Below are 12,851 nucleotides of genomic sequence, written 5' to 3'. Positions count from 1 at the left end.
CGGGAAATAGAATAGGCGGAGGCAAGAAAACTGCCTCCGCCTATTTCACTCAATCCGGGCATCCAAACCGCCGGAACTCCTCCATACTGCCCCGGAACACATTCAGGTCGATGCACGCCTCCGGCCCGGAATAGCCCGTCAGGCTGGCGCTGTGGGAATACTGCCAAAAATCCCAGCCCTTGCCGATGGGGGACACCACGGGGCTGCTGAACCACAGGGGATAGTCCCGGTAGTCCCTGCCGGCGATATACAGCCGGTAGGAGCGATAGGTGACATACAAGATCGGCTTCACGCCATAGTGCTCCTCCAGCCGGGCCAGCAACGGGTCCAGCACCGCCTTTACATCCTCCCGCCGGGGCAGATTCTGGAGCTTGTCCCCATAGAACTCGATGTCCACCACCGGGGGCAGAGCCCCCGCCGTCACCGGCACCATGGAGAGAAAATTATCCGCCTGGGTCTCGCCGGGGCTGTCATAACTGAAAAAATGGTAGGCGCCCACACGTACCCCCGCCGCCTGAGCCGCCGCCCAGTTGTCGGCAAAGTAGCGGTCCTGGAGCGAACTGCCCTCCGTGGCCTTGATAAAGGCGAAATCCACCCCCTGCTCCCGCAGGTTCTGCCAGTCGATCCGGCCCTGATAGGCCGACACATCCACGCCGAAGACCTCCCAGGCAGGCGGGTCGGCCTCTTGGGGCAGTAAAAGATAGCCCTGCCAGCGCATCATGCCCAGAGTCACGGAGCACACCGCCGACAGCGCCAGCAGCCCAAGCAGAAGTCGTTTGAAGCACATCCCAATTCGTCGCAATCCAATCACCAGGCAACATGATAAAGCACACGGCGGCCCAGTGCAACCATAAAATGGCGAATGGACCGCAAACTGCGGCCCATTCGAAGAGGTGCTCTCACTCCAGGTTGGTATAGCCCATGAGGGATTCGTCCACCTCCCGGGCGGCGGCCCGCCCCTCCTGGATGGCCCAAACCACCAGGGACTGGCCCCGGTGCATGTCACCCGCAGTGAACACCCGGGGCACGCTAGAGGCGTACCTTCCCGCCTCGGTCTGCACCGCCGCCCGGGGGGTCAGGGCCGCGCCGAAAGCCTCCGGTACATAGCTCTCGCAGCCTAAAAAGCCCGCCGCGATGAGCAGCAGATCGCAGGGCATGGTGGATTCGCTGCCCTCCACCGGTTTCAGGTCCGGCGTCAGCTTCACCGTTTGGAGGGCGGTGAGGCGACCCTGGTCGTCCCGGACGCACTCGGTGACGGTGGTCTGATAGACCCGGGGGTCCCGTCCAAAGACAGCGATGGCCTCCTCCTGGCCGTAATCGGTTTTACACACCCTGGGCCACTCCGGCCAGGGGTTGTGTTCGGTCCGGCAGTCCGGCGCCTTGGGCATCATCTCCAACTGGACCACCGACTTACAGCCGTGTCGGATGCAGGTGCCCACGCAGTCGTTGCCCGTGTCGCCGCCGCCCACGATGACCACTCGCTTGCCCTTGGCGGAGAGATATTGTTTGTCCTTGAGCTGCGAATCCAGGAGGCTCTTGGTGGTGGATTTGAGGAAATCAACCGCAAAGTAAATATCCTTTCCACCTCTTCCTGGCACAGACAAATCCCTGGGATTGCCCGCCCCGCAGCACAGCACCACCGCGTCAAAGTCCCGCAGCAGCTCCTTGGCCGGCTTGTCCTTCCCCACGTCCACGCCGGTGACGAAGTCCACTCCCTCGGCGGCCATCAGATCGACCCGCCGCTGGACGATCTGCTTTTCCAGCTTCATGTTGGGGATTCCGTACATCAGCAGTCCCCCGATCCGGTCCGCCCGCTCAAAGACGGTGACCGTGTGGCCCCGCTTATTGAGCTGGTCGGCCGCCGCCAGGCCGGAGGGCCCGGAGCCCACCACCGCCACCTGCTTGCCGGTACGGACCTTGGGCGGATGGGGCCGGATAAGCCCTGTTTCCCAGGCGTCTTCAATGGCTCCCAGCTCGTTTTCCTTGATGGTGACCGCTTCGCCGTTGAGGCCGCAGGTGCAGGCCGCCTCGCACAGGGCCGGGCAGACCCGGCCGGTGAATTCGGGGAAGTTGTTGGTCTTGAGCAGCCGTTGGACGGCGTGTCCGAAGTTGCCGGTATAGATCAGATCGTTCCACTCGGGGATCAGGTTGTGCAGCGGACAGCCGGAAACCATGCCGTTCAGGACGGAGCCGGACTGGCAGAAGGGGACGCCGCACTCCATGCAGCGGGCTCCCTGCCGCCGGCGCTTCTCCCGGCCCAGCCGCGGGTGGAACTCGTCAAAGTGCTGGACGCGCTCCTGCGGAGCCTGGGCCGGGTTGCCCCGGCGCTGATATTCCATAAATCCGGTGGGTTTTCCCATTACTGCTCCCCTCCCTTCGTGTTCCGATAAAAGGCCTCCACTTCGGCCTGGTCCCGGTTCATACCCTTCTCCTCCAGTTGGGCGATGGTGCGCAGCATCCGGTCATAGTCATGGGGCAGAATTTTCTTGAACAGGGGTACATAGCGGTCGAAGCCGGTCAGGATCTCCATACCCCGCCGAGAGCCGGTGGCGGCTACATGCTCCTGAATCAGTGTCCTGAGCTCGGAGATGTCGTGCTTCTCCGTCACCAGATCCATGGACACCAGATGCTTGTTCAGCCGCATATAGAGGTCCCGGTCCTCGTCCAGGACATAGGCCACCCCGCCGGACATGCCCGCGGCAAAGTTCTTGCCGGTGCGGCCCAGCACCACCACCCGGCCGCCGGTCATGTACTCGCAGCCGTGGTCGCCGGTGCCCTCCACCACGGCGGTGGCGCCCGAGTTGCGCACGCAGAAGCGCTCTCCCGCCACGCCGCAGACGAAGGCCTTGCCGGAGGTCGCCCCGTACAGGGCCACGTTGCCGATGATGATGTTCTCCTCTGCCGTGAAGGGGCTGTCCTTGGGCGGATAGACCACCAGCTTGCCGCCGGAGAGGCCCTTGCCGAAGTAATCATTGGAATCGCCCTCCAGCTCCAGGGTGAGCCCCTTTGGGATGAAGGCGCCAAAGGACTGGCCGCCGCCGCCGGTACATTTGACGGTGAGGGTGTCCTCCGCCAGGGCGCTGCCGTGAAGCCGGGTAATGTCGGAGCCCAGAATGGCCCCCAGCGTCCGGTCCGTGGAGGAGACAGGGATCTCAATGGAGGCTTTCTCCCCCTTCTCCAGGGCATCTTTCAGCTTCTTCTCCAGAATCTTCAGGTCCAGGGTATCCTCCAGGTGGAAATCGTAGACGTCCGCCGGTTCAAAGTGCTCCTTCACCCCTGTGCCGTGGAGGGGATTCTCAAGCAGGACGGACAGGTCCACGGTGGCGGCCCGGCCGTTGACGGCGTGCTCCCGGACCTGAAGCAGGTCGGTGCGGCCCACCAGCTCGTCCACGGTGGGCACACCCAACCGGGCCATATGCTCCCGCAGCTCCTGGGCGATGAAGCGCATAAAGTTGACCACATATTCCGGCTTCCCTTTGAACCGCTTACGCAGTTCCGGGTTCTGGGTGGCCACGCCCACGGGGCAGGTGTCCAGGTTGCACACCCGCATCATGACGCAGCCCATGGTGACCAGAGGCGCGGTGGCAAAGCCAAACTCCTCCGCGCCCAGCATACAGGCGATGGCCACGTCCCGCCCGGACATCAGCTTGCCATCGGTCTCCAGCACCACCCGGGAGCGCAGGCCGTTTTCCATCAGGGTCTGGTGGGTCTCGGCCAGACCCAGCTCCCAGGGTAGGCCCGCCCCATGGATGGAGCTGCGGGGAGCGGCGCCGGTGCCGCCGTCATGGCCGGAGATCAGCACCACCTGTGCCCCCGCCTTGGCCACGCCGGCGGCAATGGTGCCCACCCCTGCCTCGCTGACCAGCTTCACCGAGATACGGGCCCTGCGGTTGGCATTTTTCAAATCGTAAATAAGCTGGGCCAGGTCCTCGATGGAGTAAATGTCGTGGTGAGGCGGTGGGGAGATCAGGGAGACGCCGGGGGTGGAGTAGCGGGTCTTGGCGATCCAGGGGTAGACCTTCTTGCCGGGCAGGTGACCGCCCTCGCCGGGCTTGGCCCCCTGGGCCAGCTTGATCTGGATTTCGTTGGCGGACACCAGGTACTCGCTGGTGACGCCGAACCGCCCAGAGGCCACCTGCTTAATGGCAGAGTTCCGGTCCGTGCCCAGGCGCTCGGGCCGCTCGCCGCCCTCGCCGGAGTTGGACTTTCCCCCCAGCCGGTTCATGGCCTGGGCCATGCACTCGTGGGCCTCCTGGGAGATGGAGCCGTAGCTCATGGCGCCGGTCTTGAAGCGCCTGACAATGGAATCCACACCCTCCACTTCGTCCAGGGAGATGGGCTTCTCGGCGTACTTGATGTCCAGCAGGCCGCGCAGAGTGTGGGGCTTGTGCTCATCGTCCACCAGTGCGGTGTACTGCTTGAACAGCCCGTAGTCTCCCCGCCGGGCGGACTCCTGGAGCAGATGGATGGTCTGGGGGTTATACATGTGGTCCTCGTGGCCCGCCCGGGCCTTGTGGGCCCCCAGGGAGTCCAGCGTCAGGTCGGTGCCCAGGCCAAGGGGATCGAAGGCCCTGGCGTGGTTTTTGTCCACCAGAGCGCCGATCTCCCTCAGGCCGATGCCGCCCACCCGGGAGATGGTGTTGGTAAAATACACGTCGATGACGTCCCGGGCGATGCCCACCGCCTCGAAGATCTGGGCGGACTGGTAGGACTGGATGGTGGAGATGCCCATCTTGGAGGCGATCTTCACAATGCCGTGGAGGACAGCGGAATTGTAGTCGGCCACAGCGGCGTGGAACTCCTTGTCCAGCAGCCCCTCCTCAATGAGCTCCACGATGGTCTCCTGAGCCAGATAGGGGTTGATAGCCCGGGCGCCATAGCCCAGCAGCGTGGCGAAGTGGTGGACGTCCCGAGGCTCGGCGGACTCCAGGAGAATGGACACCGCCGTACGCTTTTTGGTGCGGATCAGATACTGCTCGATGGCGGACACCGCCAGCAGGGACGGGATGGCCACATGGTTCTCGTCCACTCCCCGGTCGGAGAGGATGACGATGTTGGCCCCGTTGCGGTAGGCCCGATCCACCGCCACAAACAGGTGGTCCAGCGCCCGCTTGAGGGGGGTGTTCTTATAATACAGGATGGAAACCGTCTCCACATGGAAGCCGGGCTTTTTCATATGGCGGATCTTCATCAGGTCGGTGGAGGTAAGGATGGGATTGCGGACCTGAAGCACTTTGCAGTTTTCTGCCTTCTCCTGCAGCAGGTTGCCGTCATCCCCGATGTAGACGGTGGTATCGGTGACCACCTCCTCCCGGATGGCGTCGATGGGCGGGTTGGTCACCTGAGCAAAGAGCTGCTTGAAGTAGTTGAACAGAGGCTGCCCCTCCTGATCCAGGACGGCCAGGGGAATGTCGATGCCCATAGCGGCGGTGGGTTCGGCGCCAGTGCGGGCCATGGGGAGGATGGTGTTGCGCACGTCCTCGTAGGTATAGCCAAAGGCCTTCTGCAGCCGAGCGAGCTGCTCCTTGGAGCTCATCTCCACCCGGTGGTTGGGAATGCTGAGGTCGGACAGATGAACCAGGTTTTTGTCCAACCACTCGCCGTAGGGCTGCCGGGCGGCGTAGGAGGCCTTCAGCTCCTCGTCCCCTATGATGCGGCCCTGCCGGGTATCCACCAGCAGCATCCTGCCGGGCTGCAACCGGGACTTGGTGACGATGCGCTCGGCGGGGAGATCCAGCACCCCCACCTCAGAGGACAGAATCAGCTTGTCGTCGGCGGTGACATAGTACCGGGAGGGGCGCAGACCGTTGCGGTCCAGCACCGCGCCCACCACGTCGCCGTCGGAGAACAGGATGGAGGCCGGGCCGTCCCACGCCTCCATCAGGATGGCGTAATATTGGTACAGATCCCGCTTGGCCCGGGAAATGGTCTTATCGTTGCTCCAGGGTTCGGGGATAGCCACCATGACCGCCAGGGGCAGGTCCATGCCGGCCATCATCATGAACTCCAGAGTGTTGTCCAGCATGGCGGAGTCGGAGCCCGCCTCGTTAATGACGGGCAGGATCTTGTCCATGTCGCTGTCCAGCAGAGGGGAGGACATGGTCTCCTCCCGGGCCAGCATCCGGTCGGCATTGCCCCGGATGGTGTTGATCTCTCCATTGTGAAGGAGGAGCCGGTTGGGGTGGGCCCGCTCCCAGGAGGGGTTGGTATTGGTGGAAAACCGGGAGTGGACCAGGGCAATGGCCGACTGGTAATCCTGGTCCTGAAGGTCCGGGTAAAACCGCCGGAGCTGATGGACCAGGAACATGCCCTTATAGACGATGGTACGGCTGGACAGCGAGCAGACATAGGTGCCGTCCCCACCCGATTGCTCAAAGACCCTCCGGGCCACGTAGAGCTTCCGGTCAAAATCCAGGCCCTGCGCCACGCCCTCCGGCCGCTTCACGAAGCCCTGCTCAATGCATGGCATTTTATTCAGCGCCCTCGTGCCCAGGATGCCGGGTTCGACCGGGACCGCCCGCCAGCCCAGGAACTCCATGCCCTCCTTCTCCACGATGACTTCAAACATCTTCTTGGCCTGGCTGCGCTTCAGGCTGTCCTGTGGGAAGAAAAACATGCCGACCCCGTAATCCCGCTCTTCTCCAAGGGTAAAATTCCATCCCTTCACAGCCTTAGAGAAAAACCTGTGCGAAATTTGGAGCAGGATACCTACGCCGTCGCCGGTCTTGCCTTCGGCGTCCTTTCCGGCCCGGTGCTCCAGCTTTTCCACGATCTTCAGGGCGTCGTCCACGGTCTGATGGCTCTTGCGGCCCTTGATGTCCACCACGGCTCCGATGCCGCAGGCATCATGTTCAAAGGCGGGATCGTACAAGCCCCGCTGTCGATAGCCTTCTTGTCTGTTCTCTTGCATGTACAAAGCCCCTTTCCGGGTCAGAATCAAAAAATAGGGGCACGCGCGCCGGGCGGCCACCTTCTGCCACCCAACGCCCGTACCCCGTCGTACGTTTTGCTATCCGATTAAAGCGCGCTCTTGATGCGCCGGACCGCCTCCTGGGTGGCGGTTGCCTCGCCGAAGCCGGTGAGGCGGATGTAGCCCTCACCGCTGGGGCCGAAGCCGGCACCCGGAGTAGTGACCACATTGGCCCGCCGGAGCAGCCGGTCGAAAAAGTCCCAGGATGGCATGCCAGCGGGCGTTCTGGCCCACACATAGGGGGAATCCACCCCGCCCGAGACGGTGAGTCCGGCAGCCGTCAGGCCCTCCCGGATGACCCGGGCGTTATTCAGGTAGTAGTCCAGGGTCTCCCGGACCTGCGCCCGGCCCTCGTCGGAGTAGACCGCCTCAGCGCCCCGCTGGACCACATAGGGCACGCCGTTGAACTTGGTGCACTGTCTGCGGTTCCACAGGCTGTTGAGGCTGGCCCCGCCCCGCTCCAGCGCCTTGGGCACCACCGTATAGGCACAGCGGGTACCGGTGAAGCCAGCGGTCTTGGAGAAGGAGCGGAACTCAATGGCGCAGGTCTCCGCGCCCGGAATCTCAAAAATGCTGTGGGGAATGCCGGGGGTGGTGATAAACGCCTCGTAGGCCGCGTCGAACAGGATCACCGAGCCGTTGGCGTTGGCGTAATCCACCCAGGCCTGAAGCTGTGCCCGGGTGGCCACCGCGCCGGTGGGGTTGTTGGGGAAACAGAGGTAGATCATGTCGGCCCTTCCCTCCGGGATGGCGGGTGTAAAGCCGTTTTCCGCTATACATGGCATGTAGATCAGGTTGGTCCAGCGGCCGGCGGCCTCGTCGTAGTCCCCGGCCCGGCCGGCCATGGCGTTGGTGTCCACATACACCGGGTACACCGGATCACAGACCGCTACCCTGTTTTCCCGTGCAAACAAGTCCACGATGTTGCCGCAGTCGCTCTTGGCCCCGTCGGAGACAAAGATCTCACCGGGCTGGATGTCCACGTTCCGGGCCTGATAGTCGCACCGGGCGATGGCCTCCCGCAGAAAGTCGTAGCCCTGCTCCGGGCCGTAGCCGTGGAAGCCCCCGGCGGTGGCCATGTCGTCCACCGCCCTGTGCATGGCGGCGGTCACCGCTTCCGGAAGGGGGCGGGTCACGTCTCCGATGCCTAAGCGGATCAGCTTTTTGTCGGGGTGCTCCTGTTCATAGGCCGCCACCCGCCGGGCAATCTCAGAAAAGAGATAGCTGCCGGGCAGCTTTTGAAAATTCTCGTTGATGGCTGTCATAGGTCCCTTCCTCTCTCCTTACATTTTCTCGGGCCACTCGCCCTCAAATACTGTGACGGCGGGCCCGGTCATATAGACGTGGCCGTCCTCCTGATCCCAGCGGACATCCAACTCTCCGCCTCGCAGCCGGACCGTGGCGGTTCGTTCGGAACGGCCGGTCAGACTGCCGGCCACCACGCTGGCGCAGGCCCCGGTACCGCAGGCCAGCGTCTCGCCGCTGCCCCGTTCCCAGACCCGCATACGCAGGCTGCTGCGGCCCTCCACCTGCACAAACTCCGTGTTGACCCGGTGGGGAAAGATGGCGTGCCGCTCAAAGGCCGGACCGATCTCCGCCAGATTCAGCCGCTCCACATCCGGCACGAAGACCACCGCGTGGGGATTGCCCATGGAGACGCAGGTCACCTCATAGCTCCTGCCCCGCACGTGAAGCTGCTTGCCGATGAAGCGGCTGCCCCGGGCCACCACGGGAATCCGGCCGGGCTCCAGGACCGGGGCGCCCATATCCACGGTGGCCGAGACCACCTGCCCCTTCCCCACCTGGAGCCGCAGGGTCCTGACGCCCCCCGGCGTCTCGATGGTCAGATCGGTCTTGTTCGTCATCCCGCGGTCGTAGACGTACTTGCCCATGCAGCGGATTCCGTTGCCGCACATCTCCCCCTGAGTGCCGTCGGCGTTATACATCTCCATGCGGAAATCCGCCGAACGGGAGGGACAGACACAAATCAGCCCGTCCGAGCCTACGCCGAAGTGCCGGTCCGATATCCTGCGCGCCAGCTCGTGCGCGTTCTCCGGCCGTTCTTTGGTACAGTCCAGATAGATGTAGTCGTTTCCCAGACCCTGCATTTTTGTGAATCGCATGGCTGCCTCCTTGATCCGTATGCCGATACTCAATGTATATACAGATTGGCGGCAGCCAGTAATCACCAGACTGCCGCCAAAAAGACAACCTCGTCCTTCGACCGATGGAAATCCCCATCTATCGTATGTTGTTTATTGGCCGCCTAGTACCAGCTTGGCGGTTTGGACCATCTTGGCCCCGGAGTTCATGCTCTTTTTCTGCAGGAAGCGGTGGGCCTGCTCCTCGCTCATGCCGTGCCGCTCCATGAGAAGCCCCTTGGCTTCCTTGATGATGGCCTGCTCTTCTCCGCTCCGCTGGGGCCGGGTGAACTTCTCCAGCCGGTGCCCCATCTGCAGCAGCATCCGCACGGAGGCGGTCAGGTCGCCCCGGCTCACCGGGGAGGCCAGCTTGAAGATGTCGTCGGTCTGGCACAGATCCAGCAGGTTCTGGACGGCCACCATCAGCATGGCGCAGGAGGATGGCAGGTCCGCAAACAGGTCCTCTGCGCTCTCATCCGGAAGCTTGAAGCCGCAGACCACGGTGCTGACGCGCTGCTTGTTCACCGTGCGCTTGACCTCCGCTGCCGAACGGCAGACGATACAGGAGGCCGTTCCGCTGTTCTCCACAATCTCCCGGACCCGGTCGCAGCTTTTGGGACTTTCAAAAGCCACGATGATTTGTTCCATTCCCATTTTCAATCACTCCTTTGCGTCAAGGAGTTACTCACAGGGTCAGCACTCCGTCAACCTTTCGAACGGTATTCCGGCCACCGCCGGCCATCAATAGTTGATGATGTACTTCTCGCGCTCCCAGGAGCTGACACGGGTGCGGTACTCGTCCCACTCCTTGGCCTTGCCCTCGATGTAGTTCTCGGAAACATGCCCGCCCAGAGTCTCCAGCACCATCGGGTCGGCCTGCATGGCCTTGATGGCCTCCTCCAGGGAGCCGGGCAGGCTGTCGATACCAGCGGCGGCGCGGGCGTTGTCGTCCATCTGGAAGATATTCTCGGTAATCTCAGCCGGGGGAACCATACCCTTCTCGATGCCGTCCAGGCCCGCCGCCAGTAGGACGGCCAGCTCCAGATAGGGGTTGCAGGCGGGATCGGGCGAGCGCAGCTCCACGCGGGTGGACTGACCGCGGGCGGCGGGGATGCGGATTAGAGCGGATCGGTTGGAGGCGGACCAGGCCAGGTAGCAGGGGGCCTCGTAGCCAGGCACCAGGCGCTTGTAGGAATTGACCAGGGGGTTGGTTACGGCGCACATGCCCTTGACATGGGCCAGCAGCCCGGCAATGAAGCTGTACGCCTCCTTGGACAGCCCCTTCTCTCCGTCGGGATCGTAAAACACGTTCTTGCCGTTTTTGAACAGGGACATGTTGGTATGCATACCGGAACCATTGATGCCGTAGATGGGCTTGGGCATAAAGGTGGCGTGGAGGCCGTTTTTCTGGGCCAGGGTCTTGACGGCCAGCTTGAAGGTCATGATGTTGTCGGCGGTCTTCAGAGCCTCGGCATACTTGAAGTCGATCTCGTGCTGGCCCTGAGCCACCTCGTGGTGGCTGGCCTCGATCTCAAATCCCATCTGCTCCAGCGCTATGCAGATCTCGCGGCGGGTACCCTCGCCGTGGTCCAGGGGGCCCAGGTCGAAGTAGCCGGCCTCGTCGTTGGTCTTGGTGGTGGGCTTGCCCTCCTCGTCGGTCTGGAACAGGAAGAACTCAGCCTCGGGGCCCACGTTGAAGGTGTCATAGCCCATGTCGGCGGCCTTCTTCAGCACCCGCTTCAGCACGCCGCGGGGGTCGCCTACGAAGGGAGTGCCGTCGGGATTGTAGATGTCGCAGATGAGTCGGGCCACCTTACCGTGCTGCGGCCGCCAGGGGAACACAACAAAGGAGTCCAGGTCGGGATAGAGGTACTGGTCAGACTCGTTGATGCGGACAAAGCCTTCGATGGACGAGCCATCCAGCATGATCTGGTTGTTGACGGCCTTCTCGATCTGGGAGGCGGTAATGGCCACGTTCTTGAGCTGGCCGAAAATATCGGTGAACTGCATGCGGATGAATTCGATGTCCTCTTCCTTTACGATACGGATGATGTCTTCCTTGGTGTACGCCATGGTGGGTATCCCCTTTCATCATTGAAATACACATTCTAAAGGTTTCCGATAAGGAAAGAAGGCGCTCCGCCCACATGGACCGGAACGCCTTCGTTCGCAATTGATACTCTGAGTATAAGGAATTTTCCGGCGCCTGTCAAGGGTCTTTTTGAAAGCCAAATCAACTTTGTTGCAACTATCAGGGAGCAAGCCCGGTTTTGTTCCGGCTTTTATGCAACATTTGTCCCGCCGTGCTGCAAAAGATGGAAGTACATCACATGCCGGCGGTGGCCACGGGGTATTCCTCGGTAAAACAACCCTTACAGAAGCCGCAGGCGGCGCTGGGCGCGATGCGCTCCAGGGCATCCACGCTGAGGAATCCCAGGGTGTCCGCCCCCACAAGCCGGCGGATTTCCTCCACCGTGTGGTGGCAGGCGATGAGATCCTTCTTGTCCGGGATATCGGTGCCAAAGTAGCAGGGGGCGATGAAGGGCGGGGCAGAGACCCGGAAGTGCACTTCTTTAGCCCCCGCCTCCCGCAGCAGGCTGATGATCTGCCGGGAGGTAGTACCCCGGACGATGGAGTCGTCGATCATAACCACCCGCCGGCCCTCGACTGTGCTCCGGAGGGCACCCAGCTTGATGCGGACGGCCTGTTCCCGGCTCTGCTGGTCAGGGGTGATAAAGGTGCGGCCGATGTAACGGTTCTTCACAAAGCCCTGGCCGTACGGAATGCCGGACTCCTCGGCATAGCCCATGGCGGCATCCAGGCCGGAGTCAGGCACACCGATGACCACGTCGGCGTCCACCGGGTGCTCCCGGGCCAGGATGCGGCCGGCCTCCAGGCGGGCCTCGTGGACGGATTGCCCGCAGATCACCGAGTCGGGCCGGGCAAAGTAAATGTATTCAAAGATACACATGTGTGAGGTGGCGCCGGCGCAGTTTTCCCGGATGGAGCGGACCTGTCCGTCCTCTACCACTACGATCTCGCCGGGGTCGATCTCGCGCTCAAAGGCGGCTCCCACCGCGTCCAGAGCGCAGGATTCCGAGGCAAATACCACCGCCTGCCCCCTTCTGCCCATGCACAAGGGCCGGAAGCCCCAGGGGTCCCGAGCGGCGATCAGCTTCCGGGCCGACATGACGATGAGGGAAAACGCCCCCCGCAGGCCCTTGACCGCTTGGCACACCGCTTCCTCCGCCGAGCCGCAGCGCAGCCGCTCCTGGGCAATGGCATAGGCGATGAGCTCTGAATCGGTGGTGGTCTGAAAGATCGCGCCCCGATATTCAAAGCTCGTACGCAGCTCCGGCGTATTGACCAGATTGCCATTGTGGGCCACTGCCAGGGTCCCTTTGACGTATTTCAGTGTCAGGGGCTGGGCGTTCTCCCGTCGGACGCCGCCGGTGGTGGAGTAGCGCACATGGCCAACCGCCATGGTCCCGCCCAGTCTGTCCAGGACGTCCTGATGGAACACATCCCCCACCAGCCCCAGGTCTTTATGATAGGACAGCTCCCGGTCGTTGATGGTGGCGATGCCGCAGGCCTCCTGCCCCCGGTGCTGGAGGGAGTAAAGCCCGTAATAGGTGGTACGGGCGCAGTCTCCGGCCGGGTCATAGATGCCAAAAACGCCGCATTCTTCATGAATGGACATGGGTTTCCCCCATTTCCTATGGAATAAAGCAATCCTACCA

General features: G+C 62.7%; 8 protein-coding genes. All 8 read right to left on the bottom strand.

What is annotated here, in order from left to right; all coding sequences use genetic code 11:
- Positions 1 to 49: 49 nt before the first annotated feature.
- The 8 genes from B3H64_RS06270 to purF all read right to left on the bottom strand — a co-directional run bounded on the left by B3H64_RS06270 (position 50) and on the right by purF (position 12,811).
- Positions 50 to 787 (bottom strand): glycoside hydrolase family 25 protein, encoded by a 738-nt coding sequence (locus B3H64_RS06270; protein WP_286733831.1) that lies wholly within the window; start codon positions 785 to 787, stop codon positions 50 to 52.
- Between the two features lie 112 nt (positions 788 to 899).
- Positions 900 to 2,360, bottom strand: coding sequence for a glutamate synthase subunit beta (locus B3H64_RS06265; RefSeq protein ID WP_286733830.1), 1,461 nt, complete (start codon positions 2,358 to 2,360; stop codon positions 900 to 902).
- Complete coding sequence (gene gltB, locus B3H64_RS06260) at positions 2,360 to 6,910, bottom strand: glutamate synthase large subunit (RefSeq protein WP_286733828.1); 4,551 nt, start codon at positions 6,908 to 6,910, stop codon at positions 2,360 to 2,362. The genes B3H64_RS06265 and gltB overlap by 1 nt, the downstream gene beginning before the upstream one ends.
- A gap of 107 nt (positions 6,911 to 7,017) precedes the next feature.
- Positions 7,018 to 8,235, bottom strand: coding sequence for an LL-diaminopimelate aminotransferase (locus tag B3H64_RS06255; protein ID WP_286733825.1), 1,218 nt, complete (start codon positions 8,233 to 8,235; stop codon positions 7,018 to 7,020).
- An 18-nt stretch (positions 8,236 to 8,253) separates the two neighbouring features.
- Complete coding sequence (dapF, locus tag B3H64_RS06250; RefSeq protein WP_050618122.1) at positions 8,254 to 9,093, bottom strand: diaminopimelate epimerase; 840 nt, start codon at positions 9,091 to 9,093, stop codon at positions 8,254 to 8,256.
- Between the two features lie 132 nt (positions 9,094 to 9,225).
- Positions 9,226 to 9,765, bottom strand: a complete 540-nt coding sequence (locus B3H64_RS06245; protein WP_278894584.1) for an ANTAR domain-containing response regulator — start codon at positions 9,763 to 9,765, stop codon at positions 9,226 to 9,228.
- 87 nt (positions 9,766 to 9,852) lie between these two features.
- Positions 9,853 to 11,184 (bottom strand): type I glutamate--ammonia ligase, encoded by a 1,332-nt coding sequence (glnA, locus tag B3H64_RS06240; RefSeq protein ID WP_278894583.1) that lies wholly within the window; start codon positions 11,182 to 11,184, stop codon positions 9,853 to 9,855.
- Between the two features lie 253 nt (positions 11,185 to 11,437).
- On the bottom strand, positions 11,438 to 12,811 hold the full coding sequence (gene purF / locus B3H64_RS06235) for an amidophosphoribosyltransferase (RefSeq protein WP_050618120.1): 1,374 nt from the start codon (positions 12,809 to 12,811) through the stop codon (positions 11,438 to 11,440).
- Between the last annotated feature and the right edge of the window lie 40 nt (positions 12,812 to 12,851).

The organism is Intestinimonas sp. UBA1698 (assembly GCF_002320075.1).
GTDB classification, from domain to species: Bacteria; Bacillota; Clostridia; order Oscillospirales; family Oscillospiraceae; genus Intestinimonas; species Intestinimonas massiliensis.
This window is presented reverse-complemented; position numbering and strand designations above follow the sequence as displayed.

Coding starts and splice junctions, on each gene's coding strand:
- B3H64_RS06270 (WP_286733831.1), bottom strand. CDS start 787: ATGTGCTTCAAACGACTTCTGCTTGGGCTGCTGGCGCTGTCGGCGGTG.
- B3H64_RS06265 (WP_286733830.1), bottom strand. CDS start 2,360: ATGGGAAAACCCACCGGATTTATGGAATATCAGCGCCGGGGCAACCCG.
- gltB (WP_286733828.1), bottom strand. CDS start 6,910: ATGCAAGAGAACAGACAAGAAGGCTATCGACAGCGGGGCTTGTACGAT.
- B3H64_RS06255 (WP_286733825.1), bottom strand. CDS start 8,235: ATGACAGCCATCAACGAGAATTTTCAAAAGCTGCCCGGCAGCTATCTC.
- dapF (WP_050618122.1), bottom strand. CDS start 9,093: ATGCGATTCACAAAAATGCAGGGTCTGGGAAACGACTACATCTATCTG.
- B3H64_RS06245 (WP_278894584.1), bottom strand. CDS start 9,765: ATGGGAATGGAACAAATCATCGTGGCTTTTGAAAGTCCCAAAAGCTGC.
- glnA (WP_278894583.1), bottom strand. CDS start 11,184: ATGGCGTACACCAAGGAAGACATCATCCGTATCGTAAAGGAAGAGGAC.
- purF (WP_050618120.1), bottom strand. CDS start 12,811: ATGTCCATTCATGAAGAATGCGGCGTTTTTGGCATCTATGACCCGGCC.